The following is a 23,706-nucleotide window of genomic DNA, read 5'->3' as shown; positions in this document are numbered from 1 at the left end:
AACCACATTCACAACAACAAAGAAAGAATAAAGTATCATGAATGGTTCATTGGTACTCCTTCATCTTGCCGGCGCTATTTCTTTACTTCTCTGGGCCACACGCATGGTGCGCACAGGAGTTGAACGCGCCTATGGTGACAGACTTAAATATAAAATGTGCCACGTCGTTTCAAAACCATTGTTTGCCGTAAGTTTTGGGCTTTTTACAGCAATGATTTTACAAAGCTCTACAGCAATAACACTCCTCGTTGGCTCTTTCGTTGAATCTGGTTTTGTCTCTGGAGTAGCAGGACTTATGGCTGTACGTGGAGGAGAATTAGGATCAGCAATCGTTGTAAAAATTCTCACCTATGACCTCACTCTTGTTGTACCCTTGTGTCTTTTAATTGGCACTTGTATCTTCATGACAACAGAAAAACGTGAATGGCGTCAAATAGGACGTATTGTCATCGGTATTGGTCTTTTGATTTTATCTTTAGAGATGATAAGTACCGCGACAGAACCTTTACGTGAAAGCGAAATTTTGCCTAGCATCATTCGTTATCTTTCAACCGATCCTATTTCCACTTTTTTGTTGGCTGCTGGCTTAACCTACCTCTTACATTCATCCATTGCAGGAATCATTTTGCTGGTCAATTTTGCCAACTACGATCTTATCCATACGCAACTCTGTGTTGTCATGGTTCTTGGTGTCAACTTTGGCTCTTCTCTTATAGCACCACTTTTAACGCGCAACGCCTCTCCTAATACCCGCCTCGTTCCCTTAGGAAATTTACTCATGCGTGGGGCAGGGTCAATCCTTATACTTATCTTATTTCTCTCCTTTCACCCTCCCATCACATGGCTTGGCAATAACGCCCCTACTCAAGTAATCAACGCCCATATCATTTTTAATGTTTTCATTCTCCTTGCTGGAATACCGCTTTCAAAATGGGTTTTAAAATTAACCACTCAGATCGTGAATATGAGTGCAAAAAAAATGCAAGCCGACAAAACGCTCAATTTATCCGATCAAACAGCTCTTGATGACAGTGTTCTTGATCGCCCAACTCTCGCCCTCTCGAATGTCATGCGTGAAGTCATTCATATTTGTGATCTTGTAGACATCATGCTAGAAAAAATTATGGGACTTTATGAAAAGCCTGATCCCAATATTATTCGTGAACTCAACCAACTCAACACCATATTGGACAAAAAACATATCGCCATCAAACTTTATCTTGCACGATTAGCGGGACAAAAATTATCTGACGAAGAAGCTCTTCAAACGCAAGAACTTCTAGGTGCCTGTATAAAATTAGACCAAGCAGGCGATATCATTATTCATAATATGTTGATGCTGGTTAAAAAGAAACAACAAAAAGGTTTACAGTTCAGCAGCGAGGGCTGGAGTGACCTCCTTCGTTTCCACGCCATTGTACTAGCCAACGCGCATATAGCATTTAACGTTCTCGTCTCACGTGATACACACACTGCACACCTATTGGTACAAAAAAAAGATCAACTACGAAACTTAGAAAAAGAGATGAGTTTAAAACATTTTAAACGTCTGCGTGAAGGGGATCTCAAAAATGTAGAATCATCCAGTCTTCATCTCGACACTGTGCGCGACCTCAAACAAATCAACTCTCTTTTGACCTCAATGATCTACCCCATTTTAGAAGAACAGGGACTTCTTCAAAGTTCTCGTCTACGCAACCCTGCTGAAGAACAAACAGAAAAAACTTAAACCTTTCAAATAACTTGAATAAAACACACATCACATCGATTATTCAATTTTGAATATGGTCAAGATATTGATTTAATCAAAATATCTTATTATTCGACAATTTAAATGAGCTTTCTGCATCGTAAGTTTCTTTCATTTAAAATCTATACATGATGAATTGCTCAAAGTCATCTGCTTGCACATTACAAACAAAGCAGCATGTAGAATAGAACTCTTGAAGAAAGACGTAAAAATGCCTAACCATCTCAAAGCCAAGACTGTTAAACACATAAAGAGTAGGTCAAGAGTATGATAGTTCCAACCTAAACCCGCCTTGTAAAAAGGGAACCGCTTCACAGTAGCAGCGAAACAGAAATACTCTATAAGAAATACAAAACCCCACAAAAATGCAACATTTATATCAAGATTGGTAGAGGTTCAACCTATACAGCCATGCTATAACGTATCAACGAAACAGTTTTCATTTCAAACATCATTGATATCAATTGGCAAGCTCCAAACTTTTAAATATCCATTTTACTTATTGCTTTAATCACAATTGTTTTTTAATGTAAGAGAGAGATTTAAAAAGCTTATAAATACACTTTATGAGTTCTTAGAACATTTCTACTAATATTTTCTTCTTTTATTCATATTTATCAATTAATTAATTTATTTATAAATTAAAATATGTTGTATATTTATACTTATTAAGTATTATTATGATATAAATGTGAATATTATTTTTATATAAAGGAAAGTAATAAGTAAAATATCTAAAAGAAATATCCTTTCCACTGGTTAAAAAAGGAATAAACCTTGATTTTTACAAAGTTTACTCTAGTTACAATTTAAATTCAGGCAAAGGAGGGTATCATGGAAAATGCAAACATCGGTTGGATTGCTGCTATTATTATCGGCGGGATTGCAGGTTGGGCAGCACAGTATATTATGAAAAGCCAAACAGGAATATTGTTAAATATTATCTTAGGAATTATTGGCGCTGCGCTAGCAAGCTTTCTTTTTAGTCTTTTAGGTGTAAGTTTTGCTGGTTGGCTTGGCTATCTTATTTCAGGTTTTATAGGAGCCTGTATTCTTATATGGATAGGACAAAAAATTCGATCATAGAGTATTTATTTTTTACACCTTTTGGAATTCAATACAAAACTAGGAAACAACGAGCAGAGTTTGAAATATTTTCTTGTAACTTGGTGTTACCAATTTTGATATGATGGTGAGATGCTTAAGCTGCGATTTTAGGCATACACCATCACCGTATTATAAAACGAAATGCAGTAAAGAACTTTATAACGCACCATTTCATACCTATATAAACTTACGCATATCAGGAGAGATATGTTGCGTTATTTTAACGAAATACGAACTGATTTATGTACCACGTGCGCAAATCCAGCATATCTCACTGTAATAACAATTCATAAGGTTACAAAAATCACTAACGATGATTAAAAATTCTACCGTATAATGCTTAACACCTATACACTCTATCAACAATACCCTTTTTACCGAAAAACTCGAAGCGCTTTTTTACATTCTTAAGAAATAAAGAGAGACGGCAAGAATAAAATGATAAATATTTTTTCTAATCTATGAAATAAAATAGTATCTAAAATAAATATGAAAATTAAATTATAATGTGTTTTTTTAAATTTATTTTTAATAATAAAAATATATAAGTAAAAATTAATAATATTAATGCAAATTTATTATAAAATTAATACACATTATGTGATGTAATATTTCAAAATTTTAATAATATAATATATTTTGCAAAAATATATGCATTACTATAAACTTCTTGATTATAAAGAATACGATCTCCTTTACATCTCAATTCAAAAGATTTGAATATCTCTTCTCTTTCTAAAGTATAAAATAAAGTTTTGTTCCTCTTAAAATTTCCTCTTTATATCATCTTGCATAGATGAATTTTTAGCTCTTCTTTATATGCGTTACAAACGAATTTTAAAGCACGAAACATTTTTCCCATTGCTCTCATGCGATAAAGAAATTTCCGTAATGCATTGTGAAAGCGCCTTGAACAAAACATAATACTTTATTTTGCTTTTTTAAATGAAAATAATCCTATAATATATACTTCCTGCATATCTTCTTTTAAAGACCTTTGCTTTCGATTTTCCCTTTGATATCTTCCTGTTAAAATCTTGCTGCTTTTATACTCCTTGTATTACAATAGAGCTATCTATTTAACCCAACATAACATATGGAATAAGACTTTAGCTGTGGAGTAAAACGATGTCTGATCTTGAAGATTCCATCTTACCACCTCTAAAGTGGTTCTCTGATCAAAATCCTCCAATACCAGAAAATGTTCGCGATTGGCTCATGGAATCGGGCTCAATGACGCTTCGATTAAAGAAATATTGTACCTGCCTCCAAGTTCAACCACAACGCGAATGTTTTATTACGCGAGATAAATTAACAGAAGAAGCAGAGCATCTCCCCGAAAATGCGCGTTATTGGCTACGCGAAGTCATATTAATGGGAGATAATAAACCTTGGCTCCTTGGACGCACTGTAATTCCACAAGAAACCCTCCTACACAATCAAGCCTTGATGCATTTGGGAACTGTACCTCTAGGACATTATTTATTTAACAATGACAAATTAACCCGCGATTACATTCATATTGGTCAACAAGGTGCGCTATGGGCACGCCGTTCCCGTTTGCGGTTAACGGGTAAGCCATTGTTGCTAACTGAACTATTTTTAACAGATTCACCACTGTATCCCCACAAATAGAGGTTACTCATTTTATTCTGCATAACTTATAGATTTCATATAGCTTATAAGGGATTTAATCAGAGAAAAGAATTTCAAAATTATCTCAAGAACACATTAAAAACAAAGATTTCTTTTCAAAATATCCTTTTATTTCATCAACTCAGCTTAAAAAATCTCTTCCCTAGAAAAAACGTTCTAAAATTCTGATTTTCTTATCATTAAAACCAGCACTTGAATTAAAAAGATACACACCATATTGATAAAACCATCTATATTTAAATTTCTTGCTGAATAATCACTACTCTAAAATACGGTAACTCTTTATCAAACAAATGCTTTGAAACAGCAAAAAAGACAATAATACACTCCCCAAAATTGGAAATCTGTATCAATTAACTTAATCATCCTGTTTAAAAATTTTTAACAGTGCGAATAATAGATTTTTTTTAAAAAGTAAAAACTCTATAACCTTTTTGTTTTTTAATGGTCTAACAGCTTTGAAGAACAGAAAAATATAATACTTAAAAGAATGTTTATTGCTCTATAAGAGCCAAAAAAATTTCGTTGATATCAAAAAAATATTTTTTTGATAATAGTATGTATATAAAAAATAAATGATATTTATCAACATCCTACTGACTTACAAAGGCGACGCACAATAAAAAATATTTTCCAATCCCCTTGAATTAACAAGATCTATTGCAATTTTTGACGAAGACTATTGCACACTTTAGAAAAATTCATTTGCCCCGCATACCGTTCCTTAAGCCATGCCATCACCTTACCGATATCGCGTAATTTTTCTGCCTTTGTTTGTGCCAAAGCTTCACAAAGAACCTGTTCTACTTCCATCTCCTTAAGTTGATAGGGAAGAAATTCACGAATAACTTCTATTTCTGCTTGTCCTCTCTCTGCCAATTCCAAGCAACCAGACTCTTTATAGGCTCGCATCAATTCTTCACGCTGTTGAAGCATTTTAGTGAAAACAGACTGTATCTGCTGATCATCCACTTCTAGCTTCCCTTCATCATAATAAAGAATATCACGATCCCTAACTGCAGCATTCATTAAACGAAGTGTAGCAAGACGCGCACTATCTTGCGCTTTCAAAGCAGCCCTAAGAGCCCCATCAATCTGGTTACGCAACATAAATTTATCCAATTTTTGTTCAAGAAGAAGATGCCTTTTAACCAATCTTTATCCATCTTGCAATGGAGAATAAAAAATAATTAAGGACTCGATCTTCGAAAAGCTAAAACAAGACTTTACCTCTTCATGGAATGTACTTATACTGCCTACTTCAAGCGAAACGTTACCAGAATAATATACACAGCATCTGCTAAAGGTATGATTTTTGTGTAAAGTTGATCATTATACCTTTCAGAGAATAAATTGTGGATACATACTATGATACAAGCGACTTCACCCAGCCACCCTTGGAGTATCAAAAAACCGACAGCCCTCTTAGTCTTAGCAGATGGAACCGTTATTGAAGGCAAAGGAGCAGGTGCTACAGGTATAGCTGAAGCTGAAGTGTGTTTTAACACCGCCATCACAGGCTATGAAGAAATCCTCACAGACCCGTCATACACACAACAAATCGTTAATTTTACTTTTCCTCATATAGGAAATGTAGGGGCAAATAGCGAAGATATTGAAGATCTCTCTCCTCTCAATTGTCATGGTGCTGTTGGCGCTATTTTCAAAGCAGACATTACACATCCCTCAAATTATCGATCCAATGAAAATCTTCATCAATGGCTTAAAACGCGTAAAATTATTGCACTTTGTGGTATTGATACACGTGCACTCACAATTCTTATTCGTGAAAAAGGTGCACAAAATGCTGTCATTGCACACGATGCTAATGGAAACTTTGATATTCCTTCTTTAAAGAAACGTGCGCAAAAATGGCAAGGTCTCGTCAATCTTGACCTTACGAAAGACGTGACATCTCAATCATCAATGCAATGGAATGAAAAACCATGGAGTTGGAATAAAGGATACGGTACAAACAATGTGCACAATCTTCATATCATTGCAATTGACTACGGTATTAAACGTAATATTCTTCGCCTTATGGCAACACAAAAAGCACGCATTACTGTTGTGCCTGCCCACACAACTGCAAAAGAAATTCTGGCAATGAACCCTGATGGCGTTTTTCTTTCTAATGGACCAGGAGACCCCGCAGCTACGGCTCAATATGCCATTCCAACAATCAAAACATTAATTGATCATAATTTACCAATTTTTGGAATATGTCTTGGTCATCAACTTCTCGCTCTTACGGTTGGTGCAAAGACCGTGAAAATGCACCAAGGACATCATGGTGCCAACCACCCAGTTAAAGACCTTAACACTGGAAAAGTTGAGATTGTATCGATGAATCACGGTTTTGCCGTAGATTCTTCCTCTTTACCACAACATGTTCAAGAAACACATATTTCTCTCTTTGATGGTTCAAACTGTGGTATTCGAATCATTGGAAAACCTGTTTTTTCTGTTCAATATCACCCCGAAGCTTCTCCTGGACCACAAGATAGCCACTACCTCTTTCAGCATTTTAGTGATCTCATTATGAATTATAAAAAAATATCTTAAAATAAAAAGCCTCACCTTTTAACTTCTCTCCTTTAAATTATATCATCTTCCTACGCACAATTATATTATTTTTATACCTACAACTTATTGAATAAATATTCTTATTGATCATTCTAAAACTAAAAAGAGCGCACTGAATAACTTAAATTTTTCTCCCTCCTCTTCTCTTAAGGTCGTATCCATCAAAATCATTGGCTTCTCCCCCCAAGCAAGGTAAGTGTATCGATAAAAACTATTTTTAAAAAGAGTAAAGTGTCTAAACTTCAAATAAGCATTTGATTCACAATACAATTTTAAGCATTCTATTGTGCATGAGAAGCATAACTCCTCCTAAAGAATAAAAAAAAAAATTAAAGTGTGAGACAATGCAACAAATCTCTACTTTTTAAAAGATATTGCCGTAGATGGTTTTGAAAACTGTAAAGCCGAATAAAAAAGTAATAGCAAAACAGAAAACATCTTTTCAATTTTACAACTTTATATTCTTCCAAAATGAGGTTTTCTTTCGATTCCAGAAGTGATGCCAACAAATATAAGCAATATTTTACTTCCAATTTGCCATATAAAATTTGGAATTGTTCATACAATACTGATACATCTAACTCAGATACGTTTTAATCTTTGTTTTCAATATGCTGCTGCATTAGCACTGGATATTAATTTGCAAGCAATAGAAAAAATACGGACTCCCCCTCTACAAACAATATCACAAAATAAAAAAATTATTTTTACTAAATGAGAAGGATATATCGATATTTTATACAACACTTTGTGAAACAAATATCACAAAAACTTTCTGCCTATAAAATGATACATTTTGTTTATCTTGTGCATTCTTTAGCAAAATAGTACGTACCAGCCCCTCTCAACAAATTAACGTACCCGCAAGACAAAAATAACTGTCGCAACAACAAGAAGAAAAAAGCCTCCAACAAAAGGAGCACCAGAAAAATAAAACAGTGCATTTTTATCTGTAAAACATTCAAAAAGAAACACATAAAAAACAGAACCAAATGTTAAACTCAACGAAATAACAGATGTCATCGCTCCTTGCAGTTCTCCTTGTACATTTGTCGGTACCTGCGCTGAAGCAATAGCACGTATAGGTGCATGAACAAGATACTCAAGCATAGTACACACACAAACCATATAAACCATCCACCCCTGCGTCGCAAATGTATAACCCAGCATAGCAACAGAGGCAAACAAAAGCCCTACTATAACAATATGCCAATCACTCCATCGTTTAGAAAAATAAGGCAAAATGAGAGCGACTACAATAAATTGGCCTATCCCAAAAACACTATAGGAGAGTCCAATAGAAAAAGAACTCCAATCATAGCGTTCTTTTGCAATGAAAGCCCAAATGCTTAACCATACAGATTCCGCAAACCAATAAAGAAAAAAGACTAATAACACCCAAAGAACCATCGGGTATTGTTTCAGATGCCAAAAAGCACCTAAGGGATTTGCCCGCTTAATATCAAAAAAGCGCCTATTCCATAAAGAAAGGGTTTCTGGAAGCATAACCCAAGAAAAAATAAAATTAATGAGTGAAAAACCAACAGCAAAATAAAACGGAATACGCGGACCAAACTGACCTAAAAAACCACCAATAAACGATCCTAAAATAAACCCCAATGCGGATGCAATGCCTAACAAACCAAAATTGCGTGTACGGGTTTTATCATCAGATATATCCGCAAGATAAGCTGTACAAGTTGCAAAACTAGCGCCACTTATCCCTGACAAAAGACGCCCGATAAATAACATAGAATAGCTCCATGCTATAGCACATATGAGATTATCAAGAGCAAAGCAAATAATAGAGAGAAGCAAAATAGGACGACGACCATAACGATCAGAGAGATTGCCAATAACAGGAGCAAACAAAAACTGCATCACTGAATAAGCTGCAAGTAATTTTCCTCTTTCTACAAAAGATGTACTGACCTCTTTTCCAGTTAATTGAGAAAAATATTCAGGCAAAACAGGACAAATGATCGCAATACAAAGAATATCTAACAATAAAGTGATGAACACTAAAACGAGCCCACGCTGAACAAATTTCGGATTGAGCATTTGGTCTGGCATAACATACACACTATTTTACGCATACAATGACTCCCCCGCTCTCTTTTAACTCCCGTTTCCTTTTAAAAGTATTCTATACCGTATACTTTTCACATACAAAATAATAACAAAGTAAAAATTTAAGTAAGAGTCAAGATAAAACTATAAAATTACGTTTTAATTGGTATATATTTAATTGCTATCTCATTGTCAAAGAATAAAAATTTTTTTGCATTATACGAACAAAATATTTGTGCGACAAACTCATGAACAAAATTTCATGAAACACAAAGTATTTCCAATAGTTTTAGAGACATTATGATGAATTTTATCAGACATCGTTTCCCCCTCTCATCCCACCGTTTTCAGGAATCTCAATTCCATCAGATACGTTAGATATACTATAGTAATTGAAACCTTTTAAAAGATAAGCTCTTAAAAAATTTTCTTACCCTCAGAATATGCTATAAGGTTAAAGCAGCATTACCAGAATAGCTTAACAACGTAAAAAGCTCATCATATTTTTAAAAGTATTTATTTGACAATAATTTTGATTAAAAAATAAGTATATTATAGAGAAAGTTCTTTAATTCTATAATCTTAGAAAATATTCATATCGCTTGCAATTTGTGGAACCTTATTTTATCTTTATATTCATTGATACTCTTAATGATTGTATGCTACCATTAAATCTAACGATGATCATGATAAGCATTTAAAAAAATAGCACTTTTAGAAATAGTTCGTCATGAATTTTTAATTCAAAAATGGTGTATAAAATGCGAAAAATATCCCTATTAATTCTCATATTAATGTTGGTAACAGGATGTGATGTTCAGGATTCTGATTCACAAGAGAGTATTTTAGAAAATAAAATAAAAACACAACAAACAACCAACGTAAACCTAGATCCCTATACTCTAAATAAATTAAATACTCTTCTCAAAAAACGTTCAGAAACAAATTATCAGGAAAAAGGGGCACTAATTGACTTTCTTTCTGAAGCTTTTTTAGGGACACCTTACCAAGCAAATATGTTACATGGCTCAGAAAATACACCAGAAAAACTGATTATTGACTTTAGAGGCTTAGATTGCTTCACTTATCTGGATTATGTTGAAGCATTGCGCAAATCAACATCCCAAACAGAATTCATAAATAACGTCATAAAAACACGTTATATTAACGGTAATGTTCATTTTTTAAATCGGAAACATTTTTTTACAGATTGGGCTTATAGAGAATATAAACTCGCCACTGATATTACCGCTGAAATAAGTCCCCATGCGGTAAAAATAGAAAAATATCTCAACAAAAAAGCTGATGGTGAAAGCTATCTACCAGGGTTGCCAGTTGTGAAACGCACGATAACGTATATTCCAAGTAACTTTATTAATGAGGAGGTTATAGGTCATTTACAGTCTGGTGATTTCATTGGTATTTATACGAAACTTGCTGGATTGGATGTAACACATGTGGGCTTCTTTATCATGACAGATAAAGGGCCAATGTTAAGAAATGCTTCTTCACGAAAAGAAAACGAAAAAGTCGTTGATTCTCCTTTTATGAATTATGTTGAAAAAACACCAGGAATCATTGTTTTAAGAGCTCTTGAATAACATCATAGCGATATGAAATATCTTCTCTATTCTTAAAATATATACTGTCGTTATTCAGGTAAACATCTAACTTCGTTCAAGCTATACGGATATAATATATTTGTTTACAGTTTTAAGAGAAAAAAGTCGTTTTGATCTAACTTTGTTTATAGGTATGACAAAATCATTTTTGGAGAAATCACGGATTTGTAATCACTTTTACTGGTTGAAAGATTAAAGACAGAAAAGACTCTATTATAGTATCACGCTTTCCTTTCATATTCTCAACCAAGAGTTATCTTTAGATTACCGCTAATCTGATCTTTACGAATATAACGCAAAAAACACAAACGAACGTTTGTAAAAATAAGTAAAAGTAAAGCCAGATATGTTTGGTGTTGTTTCATAAAGTATTTTATAAAAATTCAATCTACCTCTCTAATTTATTGCATATAAATTTTTGACTTTATAGCTTTGTTTTCCTTATAAAGTCTTTGCTTTTTGTTATTATCTATAAATTAAAATAGCCCTGATATAGCAGCATATTATGATTAGGATGCACCAGTAACTGTACGAGTCCTTGTAAAATTTTGATGCCAGATTGGAATGAAAATATGAAGGCATCAATTAAAAACCAGTTTCTATCTTTAGCATCATTCTTTAGTTCAGCTTTACAATTTTCTACAGTAACGACAATAATATCCTTCAAAGAGTAGAGACATGAGCATTATTTTTTTTCATCTTTTAATGAGTCCCCCATCCTTCATGCAATAAAGAACACTCTAAACAGAACACATTGTATCGATAAAACAACACATTTATTAGCAACAATAATGATGATTAATCTATGATCACAAACTTTAAAACCCTATTCATAACTTTTATATAAAATTTATAATTAAATCTCATTAAAACTTATTACGAAGGCTTCACTCCTCTTCGCCCTAAGAAACAAAACATCTACTCCCGACAGTCTGTAAACGATCCGTTTTCTTAAATGGATTTAAGCTGCTAACCATTTCATGAGATTCACTTACAAAAGAATACACCGGCAAGTCCTATTTTGAATATTTACTCCATACTCTAAAAACACTTAATAGATCAAATTTTATATGCCTTATCTCACCACACCTTAAATGACAGTGTTTTAACGAAATAGAATAAATCTTGCCTTAAATACTCTGTTTAACCTTGTATACTTGATTGATGCAAAAATTAAATCAACAAAAGAGCATCATTGTATTTTCGAGAGGTATGAATCACCCCATCATAAAAAAACAGCCCTTATAACATAACAGACAATTTGAAAAAATCTTTTTATATAAAAGGGATCACCGTTGTACCGGGAGGCAATTTTGCCTCATCTTCAGGCTCGACATGAATAGAAATACGCACATTATCAAATTCTTTTTGAAGAACAGCTTCGATTTTATCACAAATTTTATGTGCTTCTCCTACCTGCATTACAGCAGGCACAACCAAATGAAACTCTATAAAAGTAACCCTCCCAGCAACACGCGTCCGTAAATCATGGACCTCAAGCGCACCCGATGCATTTGCAGAAATCAGCTCCCGAATCCGCATGCTTTCATTCAATTCAACGCCAACATCCATTAATCCCTGAACAGCACTTCTAATCACCTTCCAGCCCTGTAAGAGAATATTAACGGCAACGATTATCGCTAAAATTGGATCTAAAGCTCCCCATCCTCCGACAAAACCAGCAATCAAACCAATTAAAATTGCAAGCGACGTAAAAACATCAGTTATAAAATGTACTCCATCAGCTTTAAGAGCCGGTGAGCGATGGAGTTTTCCCTGTCCAATAAGAACCATTCCCCACATACAGTTTATGACAGTTGCAATAAGATGAATAGCAAGCCATATTCCAGGCTTCTGCAACAATTTAACGGTAGAAAGAGCTATCCATGCTTCTCTTAAAATAACAATTGCCGCAATAATAATGAGTACCCCTTCAAGAATTGCGGAAAAATATTCCGCTTTATGATGCCCAAAGGGATGATCATGATCTGCTGGCTTCATACTCACTTTAACAGCCCACCATGCTGCTAATGACGCAAGAATATTAACGATTGATTCCAATGCATCAGAATAAAGTGCAACCGAACCTGTGATGTGATATGCCCAATATTTCAAAGCAAAAACAATACACGCAATAAAAATAGAGTATAAAGTTAAGCTTTGTATATTGATTTTTACATCCATGAACCTCATCCTTTTCTTCACGAAATAGGGAATTAATATTTTCAACCATATCATTATACTTTTGGCATAACGACGATCTTTCCTCAATATTACAGAAGCTTCATCATACAATAAACGCCTCAGCTCACCATTATTATCGTAAAAACTGCTCAGTTACACGAACAGCACCAATAAATAAAGAAGAGAGAAAATAATAGAAAGAAGAGTTTTCCCAAGAGCAATCAAACACATAACCTTCATTATTAATCGTTTTCTGAATAACTTAAAGCCATCTCACTTCTCATAAACGAAAAACTTGTTTTTGCTCAAATCTATCATGATCATGCATTATTTTTCAGTCTTATGATGTGCATTATAACCCATCTATAAGCCATCTTTGCACCTTAGAAAAAATATCTTAGCACTCTACGGTAACTTTACAGGTCAACTGGATTTTAAAATATGATTTACTAAAAAATTTAGATATAAAAAGAATAACAATGATTACCCTCAAAAAAAAGAATCTGGGCATTGGGGACCCAGATTCTTTTCCCTTAGAAATTAAGGGCATACAGAACTTGGGAAATAGCGGGGACCCAAGACACTGCACCCGATACAAGAAAAATATATGATTCCGTATCAGTATTTTTACATTATACCTATGGTTGTATATTGTCAACATAAATTCTACCATAAGTTTTAAAAAATATTTTTTTATCTCTTCTTTTTAAATAAAACAAATTCTAACATCTGGAAATCATAAGAAAAAAGCACTAAAAATCTCGCATGCATTTGAATATCATAACAATCAATGAAACAGATGATCCACGCCTAAAAGCCTATCATAATATCCGTGAAAAAGATCTTGTTGGACGGCAACATCAATTTATTGCTGAAGGCAAAGTAACATTGTCCGCATTACTACATTCGAAAGAGTTTTCTGCCATCTCACTGCTCATCGTAGCAAACCGTCTCTCTGGACTTCTACCGCTTTTAGAAAAAACACAGCCTCTATGTCCCATTTATTGCGTTCCACAAAAAGTTATGGATAATATCACCGGCTTCCATGTTCATCGTGGTGTTCTGGGTATTGGTAAACGCAAAATACTGCCACCCTTACAAAGTTTTTTACAACATCTTCCAGAAAAAGCTTTGATTCTTGTTTTATGTGGTATCTCGAATCACGATAATATGGGATCAATTTTTCGTAATGCAGCAGCCTTTGCCAGTAATGGCATTATTGTCGACAAAACCTCATGCGATCCACTTTATCGCAAATCAATAAGAGTGTCTGCCGGCGCTGCTTTAAAAGTACCCTATACGCAAAACGCTGATATAGATGACATTATAGCTGCTCTAAACGATGAAAACTTTCATCTTTATGCACTCTCCCCTTCTGCCTCACACACTCTCAAGCAAGCCAACAAAACCAAAAGAATGGCACTTATTTTTGGAACAGAAGGCGATGGCTTACCACCCCATATACTACAACAATCAAACACCTTACGTATTCCCATGACTGACGGTTTTGACAGCCTTAATGTTGCCACAGCCTCAGGTATTGCACTTGCTCATTTTACCAACTTTGACCACTAAAGATGATAACACTTCAAGTTATAAAACATACCCAATGTTGTATGTTATCTATCAGTCTCCAATAATATTGCCGTTCCCTAGCCTTTGAAAGCATTGATAAAAAACATTTTTACATTTTCTTTATCATCACTTTCCACACCCTAACCCCGCTTATGACGTGTAAAAGATATAATTTTGATGGATTCAATCATAAAACAAACTTTCAATGAGAAAATCTTCCGGAAGTCTCTCATTCAAGTTTAAGATTAAAAAATATCATTATAAATCAATTTACTATGCTTTATAAAGCTGTTGTTTTTAGTTCTGAGGAAACAGAATCTTTTGTTTCGAGATTACATAAAACGCGCTTCAACATCATTTCAGTATCGGCTGCACGTTCTGAATGTGTTACAAATCCTCCCCCAAGAATACGCGCCTCATGACCATTTCCATCATAAAGAACGCAAGCTTGCCCTGGTGCCACACCATTTTCACATTCCAATAAATCAACGGAAAAAATACCTTCTTTATAATGTAAGCGCGCAAGGTGAGGAGGACGCGTTGAACGCACCTTTACAGCCACCTCAATACCTTGAGAAGGGAAATTATCTAACGACTCATCACCAAGCCAATTCACATCACGTAAAAAAAGCTTATGCGTTTCTAACATTTCACGCGGTCCAACAATAACACGTGCATTTTCCACATCGAGATAAACCACATAAAGCGCTTCACCCGTTGATACCCCAATACCACGACGTTGACCAACCGTATAATTAACAATTCCCGAATGTTTACCTAAAATCTTTCCATCAATATGGACAATAACGCCAGGATTAGCTGCTTCTGGACGCAGTTTTGCGATAACATCTGAATATTTTCCTTGTGGAACAAAACAAATATCCTGACTATCATGCTTATTGGCAACCACAAAGCCCATTTCTGCTGCCATTTCACGAACGCGGGCTTTTGGAAGGTCACCAAGTGGAAAACGCAAATAATCAATCTGTTCTTGTGTCGTTGCAAAGAGAAAATAACTCTGATCACGATCATTATCGAGAGGACGAAAGAGTGCTCGATGCGCTCCGTGGGAACGCGAACGAATATAATGTCCCGTAGCCAAAGCATCTGCTCCCAATTCGCGTGCCGTTGTTAATAAATCAGCAAACTTAACCGTTTGATTACATGCAATACATGGTACTGGGGTCTCTCCATGAGCATAACTTTCTGCAAAAGGATCAATAACAGCTTCGCGAAAGCGCTTTTCATAATCAAGAACATAATGCGGTATTCCTAGTGTTTCTGCAACGCGGCGTGCATCCTCAATATCTTGTCCTGCGCAACACGCCCCCACCCGATGCGTTGCTTCCCCATGATCATAAAGCTGCAACGTAATGCCAATAACATTATACCCTTCCTTTTTCAAAAGACCTGCAACAACCGATGAATCAACCCCCCCCGACATTGCAACAACAATGCGAGAATCCTCAGGTTGTCCTGGTAAATCAAGACTGTTTAAAAACATGTATTCATTCTCTATTTAATGCTCTGTTTAATGGCTAGCCATATGTTGACATTCTGATGCACGCTCTTTAGCACTTTTACACGATTGATTGTCTTTATATTATTTTTTTATCCTTTCCACAACCATAGGCATTACTTTCTTAAAAGCTGCTGCAAACAAAAAAAGAATGATGGAAATAAGGCATAATGGTAATCGTTTAGGAGAAAACCTTTTTTCTCTTTTGAAAAATCCGGTAAAATATTGCAAGAATCTCTTCTACACACTTCAACTTGAGCTTCTTTTTACATACCCAATCACTTTATTAATTTTTTCTTTCAGCGCTTTTAGCTCTTTTTTAAATTTCATGCTCTATAAACGAATCAAGTCCTTGACTAAAGGTAGAGGATACGAATGAGCAACTTGATAAAAACACAAATGAAATATGTTATTGGGCCAGATGGAAGTCCGCTTACAATTGCCGACCTACCGCCGCAAACAACACGGCGCTGGGTGATTCGTCGCAAAGCTGAAGTTGTTGCGGCTGTCAGAGGTGGATTGTTAAGTCTTGACGAAGCGTGCCACCGTTATACTTTGACTGTAGAAGAATTTCTTTCATGGCAAAGTTTAATCGATGAACACGGTTTAGCGGGATTACGAACGACCAAGATTCAACACTACAGGCATTAAGTTGCCATTGATTAATAACATAAAGCAATCTATAAAACAGCCAAACTTGATAAAAGTTTGGCTGTTTTATACTATATCCAAAAGATAAACCTGAAAGAATGGATTTTTCAATAATTGCTTTTATCATCCAGCCATTAAATTAGCCAACCATTGAATTAGATTGAATCAAAATATCCTTATCATCCGCAGCAATCTTCTTTTCTCGTGCTTCCAAAAGCTGTGCACGTTGCAGCTCTGTATTAGCTTCATGGAGAGCAATTTCAGCATTTGTTTTTTGAAGTTCTAAATCACGAATTGAATTGATCAGATTATCACGTCTTTGCCGCGCTGCACGCGCAAAAGCAGAATAAGCAAAATGGTGAACATCATTGTTTCCAGATTTACGTTCTTCATGAGTAATCTGTGCTTCCAACTCTAACACCATTCGTTCAAATTCTGCGATCATCATCTCAAGCTGTGCAATTTCACGGCGCTTTCCACGCACTTGAAACATCCTCAATCGCACCATATTTTCTCGTGGCTTCATACTCACTACTCCTTGATTGCGCCAACTCAAAACTCGCATTCACACCCAATAAATATCTTTTAGTTATATATCTATCCGACAAAAACAGTCTATTAACTTGAAATTATAATAATTTTTGCCTTGCATTAAAGCATCTGAAAATACAATCTGCTTTAAAGAGCAATAACTATTTCTTTAACTTTTCCCCCATTATAAACTGAAGAGGTTTAAAGCTCAGTAAATAAACACTGAAATTGTAAAAAAGTAATTTATAAAGCTCTTTTACAAATTTTTTTAAGTTAAAGTTTATAGAAAAAGCCCTCCTTTTTTATTATGTTAAAAAATATAGGATTTTTCTAAAATAATTTTGTAGCCTCTTTCAAAAATAAAAATATTTTGTTAACCACTATCATGGATAGTGGGGAATTTAGTAGTGATTGTTACGCGTACTACTGAAATGTTCATAAACGCTTTGTTATAAGTGTTTGATTTAATGAATTGTTTTTATAACAGTGGTTTTGCTAACTGATATAAAATAGAAATGCTCCTTATGATTCGTGAAGGAGCAAAGTGAGGGATCTAAAATGCGCGTATTATTAATTGAAGATGATAGAGCAGTTACTCAAAGCATTGAGTTGATGTTAAAGTCGGCTAACTTTAATGTTTATATCACTGATCTGGGTGAAGAAGGTATCGATTTAGGAAAACTCTATGATTATGATATCATTTTGCTTGATCTGAATTTGCCTGACATGTCAGGGTATGATGTCTTGCGGACTCTAAGGTTGGCAAAAATAAAAACTCCTGTCCTAATCCTCTCTGGTATGAATGCCATTGAAGATAAGGTTCGTGGTTTTGGCTTTGGAGCAGACGACTATATGACGAAGCCTTTTCATAAGGATGAGCTCATTGCACGTATCCATGCAGTTGTTCGTCGTTCAAAAGGACATGCACAATCGGTTATTGTTACCGGAGATCTCACCGTTAACCTTGACACAAAAACTGTCGAAGTTGCAGGGCGCCCTGTTCACTTAACCGGTAAAGAATACCAAATGTTAGAGCTTCTCTCTTTACGCAAAGGTACCACCCTTACCAAGGAAATGTTTCTCAATCATCTCTATGGTGGAATGGATGAACCAGAACTAAAGATTATCGATGTTTTTATTTGTAAATTGCGGAAAAAATTGGAAGCAGTCTCTTCCAGTGTAAATTACATTGATACAGTTTGGGGACGTGGTTATGTATTACGTGATCCAGTTGAAGAGAACGTACGAAAAACCGCTTAAGCAGTGAACATGCACATTGTAAAATCTCGGAGTGTAGCGGGCCGAGATTTTTTCCCGAGATCTTTTCTCTATTAAAAGTAGAGAACTCGCGCACTAAAAATCTCATATAGAAAGCGCTTAAAGCTTAAGAAGTAACCACACCCAATTTACACATATAACCTTATCGCTCATAAGTTCAATCGAAACCACTTTTCCCAACACAGCTTAAGCGCTTCTCTCTTATTCAAAGCTTTTTTACACTTTCTAAAACAATACAACCATCACTTTCATCAATATTTATTTTCATCTCTGTCATCTGAGCAAGTAACATTGTGTAATAAAATTGGATGACATGTGCATCAATAAGCTCTTCTTGAACTTCTCCACGAAATAACGCAAGAAAATGAGGGGGTATACGGAGAGTTCTACCGAAAACCTCAAATCGAAAAGAACGTTTATTTTCTTCTTGCAAAATCATAACAACAATTTCACCACCACGAGAAACTGTTGCGTTTGCAATCAATAATAAATTAAGCAAAAGTTTAACTTCATCTTTTTCTAACAATAAAGAAGAAGCTTGCCATTTTAAAGTTGCTTTTTCTTCTTTCATATATTGTTGAGCAACCTGCTCTGCAGTCCGTGTATCTATTTGTCCTCCACTTGCACCAGCAAAACCAAAAGCCAATCGCGCAAATTGTAGACGTGCAGCAGCACTCGCAACGGATAAACGCACCAATTGTAAAGCATCTTCTTCAGCTCCTCCTTCATCATAAAGCTCCATTGCATTTTGAATAGCCCCCACAGGTGAAATCAAATCATGGCAAATACGACTACAAAGCAAAGCAGCAAGATCCATAGGCTTCAAAGAAATATCTAACGTCATAATGATTGAAAACTCCTAGATTCAAAAAAACAAACTTTATTTTAAAGAAAAACTCTTAACATCTGATGCATAATAGGAAACATTAACAATCATGCTAAAAAATTCAGAAATAAATTCAAGAATTTAAATAACCTTATATCTTATTTTTTATTTGAATAGAATGAAAATTCTAATATTATCTTTTTGTTTATCACTAATAAAAGGAGAAAACTCCATGGCTCTCTCTCTGCTCAAATACTGGTACAAAAATATTATATCTTTAATCTTCCTTTTATTCATCACCATAAACACTACACAAGCTCGACTAAAACCAATAGAGCAAAACGAACCTCATTATTCACTCCAAGAAATTATTGATTCTGGTCATATTTTTTTTGGAAAAACAGCCAGTGGTCTGGCTGTTGCAATTCAAAATATTTTTTCAAAATACGGTTATCCCAATGCCTATATTTTAGGAGAAGAAGCTTCTGGTGCCTTTTTTGCTGGATTAACCTATGGCGAAGGAATGGTTTTTACCAAAAGCTATGGTCAACATAAAGTTTTTTGGCAAGGTCCCTCAGTAGGATGGGATTTTGGCGGCCAAGGCTCCCGTTTAATGATCTTAGTTTACAATCTTAATGGCATAAATAATTTATGGAGACGCTATGGTGGTATTTCAGGTTCGGCCTATTTAATTGCAGGTGTTGGTTTTCATGTCCTAAAATACCACAATACCTTGTTAATCCCAATACGTACAGGAGTCGGCGCACGCCTTGGTATCAATATAGGATATTTAAAATTAACACATAGACCGACATGGAATCCGTTTTAAACGGTTTCTTATTTGAAAAGGGGTATTATGCTTATTCAATCATTTCTTTTTTTTATACTTGGAGTTGCTTTCACTTCCTGGTTACTGGTGCTTTTATCTCCTTTTATTTGGCGTAAAGCCGTTCATTTTGCGTATAAAGATGTTTGTGCGAAAATGCCATTATCACTCGCGGAAATAGAAGCAAATCACGATTTTCTTCGTGCACAACATGCTGTAGAATTAGCAAACAACCAACAAAAGTACGAATTTTTGCAAAAAAAATATGTCCAACAAAAAATACAACTGAGCCAAGTAACAGAACAATTTTATCGGCTATGCCTCCCCACAAAAGATACTCTCACCAAAGAAGCGATAGCAATCAAACAAAATATCGCCACACTATACACTTCCAAAGGAAAGACAAATGATGCGTGAAAAAGTCGCACACTATCAGCAACGCTTACAAAAAATCCAAACTCATGAGCTGGACACGACCGCTAACCACCAATTGCTAGAAGAACTCCGAGAAGAAACAAAAGAACTTGCAGCAACATTGGCAGCTCAAATAGCGCTACAAGAGGGGAATACATCACCCATCAACACATTGATTCAAAAATCCAAAAGCAAAAATGACCTAGCATCACGTATTCGCCAAAAAATAACTTTTCTCTCCAAAAGCCCTGTTAAATAAGTTATCTTTTAAAACACCTTAAATGAAGAGTAAAATCAACAAAGGTTCATTGTAACTTTCATAACCCAAATCCTTTTACTAAACGTGACTTTTTTGCTAAGCTAAAGGACAAAGTTTCTTAGCCCATACCGTTCTGTTAAAAAATATCTTCTTGTCTAGAAGCTTCACTTTCTAATCATATCACCGCTCTAAAGGACAACATTTCACAGGTCCTAGAAAGGAAATAATACCCAAACATTGGCCACACACTCTAACAAAAAATACCTTCTAAGATGGATCACCAATAAAGCTTTGACCATAATTTTAAGGATAAAAACACGCTCTCAAGAGTGATAAAAATCTCTTATTTTTTTGATAATCATATCCTGATCCGTTTGTGTCAAGTAAGGATGCATTGGTAAACTTAAAACACACTCTCCTAAAGACTCTGAAACAGAAAGGGAATCTTTTACATAAGGGAAGTGTTTATAAGCTGGCTGTTGATGTAAAGGAGTTTTATAATAAATCATTGTAGGGATAGAATTTTTTTGTAAAAAATCTTTTAATTTATCCCGTTCTTTTACCTTAATCGTATATTGTGCATAAGCAGAACGAATATTTTCTCCTATTTCTGGAACTGTAACAATATCTCTTAAGCCATTGGAATAGCGTTGAGCAATTTCCACACGCTTTTCCATTTCATCTTCAAAAATCGCAAACTTTTCTAGTAAAATTGCAGCCTGAATGCTATCTAGGCGCGAATTCATACCAATACGTACATTGTCATATTGCGTTTCACCTTTACCATGAAACAAAATAGAGCGTAAAAGTTCTGCAAAATGATCATCATTGGTCATCATAGCGCCTCCATCACCATAACATCCTAATGGTTTTGCAGGATAAAAACTTGTGGCCGCTACATCCCCAAAAGCACCACACATAGTATTACCGCTTCTTCCGCCCATAGATTGTGCAGCATCTTCAATCACAAAAAGATTTTCCTTTGCTGCTACTTGAGCAATTTGCACATAGTCAGCAGGCAGCCCAAACAAATCAACAGCAATAAGAGCTTTTGGCTTTAGACGTCCTTCTTTTTTTACCATTTCAATTGCATGAGAAAGTTTTTCAACATCAATATTGAATGTATCAGGTAAAACATCAACAAAAACAGGTTTAGCCCCCACCAAAGCAACCACTTCAGCCGTTGCAGAAAACGTAAAACTAGGACAAAAAACAGCATCCCCTGGACCAATATTTTTAGCCATAAGAGGCATCTTCAAAGCATCTGTTCCATTAGCACATGCAATCACATGTTTAACGCCAAGATATTCTGCCAACTTCTCTTCAAATTCCGTTACTTTTGGCCCCAAAATATACTTACCACTAGCGACTACATGCGCAATTGCAGAATTAATTTTATCTTCAATACGCGCACGCTGCGCCCCAAGGTCGATGAATTGCATATTAACTCCATTGATCATCACAAGAATGCAAAAGCGCTACCTATCTCTTTTATCTATCATAATTGATATCAGCAGCTGTTAAAATCCGTAAAACCGCAATAGCATCATCACCATTTGTACGAGGTGATTGACGCGTTTCAATACAATGAAGGAAATGCCGTAATTCGCAAGTAAGCGGCAAATCTTCACAAACATCAATGTAATTCAGCTCATCCATGCTAAAAGCCCACTCTTGATTTTCTTTCCAAACGGCAAAATGGTGCATTGCCAATTTACGACTCCACGGTTCCATATCATCAAAAACGAGTATAGCCTTTGTTCCAACAACAATTAAACGCCTCTCACGATAAGAACTCAAGCGTGAAGTAAAAAGATGACTACGCACACCATTTGGAAAAGTCATATGAATATGAGAAAAATCAGAAATCTGATCAACGACAGCAGCGCCCTCACCACGAATTTCGGAAGGTTCACATCCTGTCAACGCCAAAATCATTGAAAGATCATGAGGGGCAAGATCCCATAAAGCATCACTGTGTGTGTGAAATTTTCCAAAGCCTAATCTATGAGAATAAATATATCGCACATCTCCCACATCTCCGTTTTTCACCAATTCACACATTTTTTCAAAAGCTGGATGAAAACGCAAAATATGGCCCACCATAAAAACTCGCTCATAGGCCTCAGCCTCCTGAACTTGGCGTTTAGCATCAGAAACATTCAAGGCTATTGGTTTTTCCACCAAAACATCTTTACCATTTTTAACAGCACGGAGCACATTTTGCGTATGCAATTGTGGCGGCAACGCTAATACCAGCGCATCAATATCTCGATGAGTAAAAAGATCATCTGGTGTAACAACCTCTACACCATACAGTGTTGCAAAACTAGCAGCACGATCATTATCAATATCAGAAACTGCTGCTAAAGCCCCGAGAGAGTGGAGTGTCCGTATATGATTTTCACCCCAATGACCGCATCCTAAAACCGCTACACGTGGCACCATTTTCATGCCTTACCTTACTTTATCATATGAAAATTACACTTTTACATATCGAGGATAAAATAGAATGACAAGAGAAAAGCTTAAAAACGACGCTTGACATCTTACTATTCTACCCCTTATATCCGCAAAAGATGTAATTATTGACAATTATGATTGCTTATTTTGGCGGAGTAGCTCAGTAGGTTAGAGCAGAGGAATCATAATCCTTGTGTCGGGGGTTCAAATCCCTCCTCCGCTACCATTGCTTTTTTATTGTGTGTAGCTTGTCTGTAGCTTGCCAGCGGGTTTTGTATATTTTGACACTAGGTTTTGTACCAATTTATTTTTTTTCAAAGAGTTTTTAAGGGGTTCTCAAAGGGTCTTCAAAGGCCTTTCAAAGATCATTTAAAGCCTCTTTTCCCTTG

Annotated in this window: 19 protein-coding genes and 1 tRNA gene; 12 read left to right on the top strand and 8 right to left on the bottom strand. The window is 35.4% G+C overall.

What is annotated here, in order from left to right; all coding sequences use genetic code 11:
- Nucleotides 1-37: 37 nt before the first annotated feature.
- The 3 genes from ACFIMS_RS04355 to ubiC all read left to right on the top strand — a co-directional run bounded on the left by ACFIMS_RS04355 (nt 38) and on the right by ubiC (nt 4,492).
- The gene (locus ACFIMS_RS04355) at nt 38-1,729 is read left to right on the top strand and encodes a Na/Pi cotransporter family protein (protein ID WP_375696416.1); all 1,692 of its coding nucleotides are present in this window, start codon (nt 38-40) and stop codon (nt 1,727-1,729) included.
- 855 nt (nt 1,730-2,584) lie between these two features.
- A complete protein-coding gene (locus tag ACFIMS_RS04350; protein ID WP_375611967.1) occupies nt 2,585-2,836 on the top strand; it encodes a GlsB/YeaQ/YmgE family stress response membrane protein in 252 nt (83 codons plus the stop codon).
- A 1,149-nt stretch (nt 2,837-3,985) separates the two neighbouring features.
- Nucleotides 3,986-4,492, top strand: a complete 507-nt coding sequence (gene ubiC, locus ACFIMS_RS04345) for a chorismate lyase (RefSeq protein ID WP_375611966.1) — start codon at nt 3,986-3,988, stop codon at nt 4,490-4,492.
- A gap of 678 nt (nt 4,493-5,170) precedes the next feature.
- Here the strand turns inward: ubiC and ACFIMS_RS04340 are convergent.
- On the bottom strand, nt 5,171-5,623 hold the full coding sequence (locus ACFIMS_RS04340) for a GatB/YqeY domain-containing protein (RefSeq protein ID WP_375646197.1): 453 nt from the start codon (nt 5,621-5,623) through the stop codon (nt 5,171-5,173).
- A 258-nt stretch (nt 5,624-5,881) separates the two neighbouring features.
- On the opposite strand from ACFIMS_RS04340, the gene carA reads away from it, so the two are divergent.
- A complete protein-coding gene (carA, locus tag ACFIMS_RS04335; protein WP_375611964.1) occupies nt 5,882-7,078 on the top strand; it encodes a glutamine-hydrolyzing carbamoyl-phosphate synthase small subunit in 1,197 nt (398 codons plus the stop codon).
- 873 nt (nt 7,079-7,951) lie between these two features.
- Here the strand turns inward: carA and ACFIMS_RS04330 are convergent.
- A complete protein-coding gene (locus tag ACFIMS_RS04330) occupies nt 7,952-9,172 on the bottom strand; it encodes an MFS transporter (RefSeq protein WP_375628786.1) in 1,221 nt (406 codons plus the stop codon).
- 758 nt (nt 9,173-9,930) lie between these two features.
- On the opposite strand from ACFIMS_RS04330, the gene ACFIMS_RS04325 reads away from it, so the two are divergent.
- Complete coding sequence (locus ACFIMS_RS04325; protein WP_375628784.1) at nt 9,931-10,770, top strand: DUF1460 domain-containing protein; 840 nt, start codon at nt 9,931-9,933, stop codon at nt 10,768-10,770.
- A gap of 1,296 nt (nt 10,771-12,066) precedes the next feature.
- Here the strand turns inward: ACFIMS_RS04325 and ACFIMS_RS04320 are convergent.
- Nucleotides 12,067-12,975 (bottom strand): cation diffusion facilitator family transporter, encoded by a 909-nt coding sequence (locus ACFIMS_RS04320; protein WP_375668332.1) that lies wholly within the window; start codon nt 12,973-12,975, stop codon nt 12,067-12,069.
- Nucleotides 12,976-13,740: 765 nt separating this feature from the next.
- Between ACFIMS_RS04320 and ACFIMS_RS04315 the strand changes: the two genes are divergently transcribed.
- Nucleotides 13,741-14,550 (top strand): TrmH family RNA methyltransferase, encoded by an 810-nt coding sequence (locus tag ACFIMS_RS04315; RefSeq protein WP_375628781.1) that lies wholly within the window; start codon nt 13,741-13,743, stop codon nt 14,548-14,550.
- 280 nt (nt 14,551-14,830) lie between these two features.
- On the opposite strand, the gene mnmA is transcribed toward ACFIMS_RS04315, so the two are convergent.
- A complete protein-coding gene (mnmA, locus tag ACFIMS_RS04310) occupies nt 14,831-16,054 on the bottom strand; it encodes a tRNA 2-thiouridine(34) synthase MnmA (RefSeq protein ID WP_375628779.1) in 1,224 nt (407 codons plus the stop codon).
- 390 nt (nt 16,055-16,444) lie between these two features.
- On the opposite strand from mnmA, the gene ACFIMS_RS04305 reads away from it, so the two are divergent.
- On the top strand, nt 16,445-16,720 hold the full coding sequence (locus tag ACFIMS_RS04305) for a DUF1153 domain-containing protein (protein ID WP_273790817.1): 276 nt from the start codon (nt 16,445-16,447) through the stop codon (nt 16,718-16,720).
- A 139-nt stretch (nt 16,721-16,859) separates the two neighbouring features.
- Here ACFIMS_RS04305 and ACFIMS_RS04300 read toward each other — a convergent pair whose 3' ends face one another.
- Nucleotides 16,860-17,246 (bottom strand): flagellar export protein FliJ, encoded by a 387-nt coding sequence (locus ACFIMS_RS04300; RefSeq protein ID WP_375606932.1) that lies wholly within the window; start codon nt 17,244-17,246, stop codon nt 16,860-16,862.
- 563 nt (nt 17,247-17,809) lie between these two features.
- Between ACFIMS_RS04300 and ctrA the strand changes: the two genes are divergently transcribed.
- The gene (ctrA, locus tag ACFIMS_RS04295; RefSeq protein WP_273790819.1) at nt 17,810-18,511 is read left to right on the top strand and encodes a response regulator transcription factor CtrA; all 702 of its coding nucleotides are present in this window, start codon (nt 17,810-17,812) and stop codon (nt 18,509-18,511) included.
- A 223-nt stretch (nt 18,512-18,734) separates the two neighbouring features.
- Here ctrA and chpT read toward each other — a convergent pair whose 3' ends face one another.
- A complete protein-coding gene (chpT, locus tag ACFIMS_RS04290; protein ID WP_375632317.1) occupies nt 18,735-19,373 on the bottom strand; it encodes a histidine phosphotransferase ChpT in 639 nt (212 codons plus the stop codon).
- A gap of 214 nt (nt 19,374-19,587) precedes the next feature.
- Between chpT and ACFIMS_RS04285 the strand changes: the two genes are divergently transcribed.
- The 3 genes from ACFIMS_RS04285 to ACFIMS_RS04275 are packed head-to-tail and all read left to right on the top strand — an operon-like array spanning nt 19,588 to nt 20,854.
- The gene (locus tag ACFIMS_RS04285; protein ID WP_375613340.1) at nt 19,588-20,184 is read left to right on the top strand and encodes a DUF1134 domain-containing protein; all 597 of its coding nucleotides are present in this window, start codon (nt 19,588-19,590) and stop codon (nt 20,182-20,184) included.
- Between the two features lie 27 nt (nt 20,185-20,211).
- Nucleotides 20,212-20,598: a hypothetical protein gene (locus ACFIMS_RS04280; protein WP_375628774.1), complete on the top strand. Its 387-nt coding sequence runs from the start codon at nt 20,212-20,214 to the stop codon at nt 20,596-20,598.
- On the top strand, nt 20,588-20,854 hold the full coding sequence (locus ACFIMS_RS04275; RefSeq protein ID WP_375611955.1) for a hypothetical protein: 267 nt from the start codon (nt 20,588-20,590) through the stop codon (nt 20,852-20,854). The genes ACFIMS_RS04280 and ACFIMS_RS04275 overlap by 11 nt, the downstream gene beginning before the upstream one ends.
- Nucleotides 20,855-21,177: 323 nt before the next feature.
- Here ACFIMS_RS04275 and ACFIMS_RS04270 read toward each other — a convergent pair whose 3' ends face one another.
- Both ACFIMS_RS04270 and ACFIMS_RS04265 read right to left on the bottom strand, forming a co-directional pair.
- Nucleotides 21,178-22,296, bottom strand: a complete 1,119-nt coding sequence (locus tag ACFIMS_RS04270) for a DegT/DnrJ/EryC1/StrS family aminotransferase (protein WP_375696415.1) — start codon at nt 22,294-22,296, stop codon at nt 21,178-21,180.
- A 49-nt stretch (nt 22,297-22,345) separates the two neighbouring features.
- The gene (locus ACFIMS_RS04265) at nt 22,346-23,302 is read right to left on the bottom strand and encodes a Gfo/Idh/MocA family protein (RefSeq protein ID WP_375675649.1); all 957 of its coding nucleotides are present in this window, start codon (nt 23,300-23,302) and stop codon (nt 22,346-22,348) included.
- A 164-nt stretch (nt 23,303-23,466) separates the two neighbouring features.
- On the opposite strand from ACFIMS_RS04265, the gene ACFIMS_RS04260 reads away from it, so the two are divergent.
- A tRNA-Met gene (locus ACFIMS_RS04260) sits at nt 23,467-23,543 on the top strand.
- Nucleotides 23,544-23,706 lie beyond the last annotated feature (163 nt).

The sequence above is a fragment of the Bartonella sp. AP331QHHD genome (assembly GCF_042195905.1).
Classification (GTDB): domain Bacteria; phylum Pseudomonadota; class Alphaproteobacteria; order Rhizobiales; family Rhizobiaceae; genus Bartonella.
This window is presented reverse-complemented; position numbering and strand designations above follow the sequence as displayed.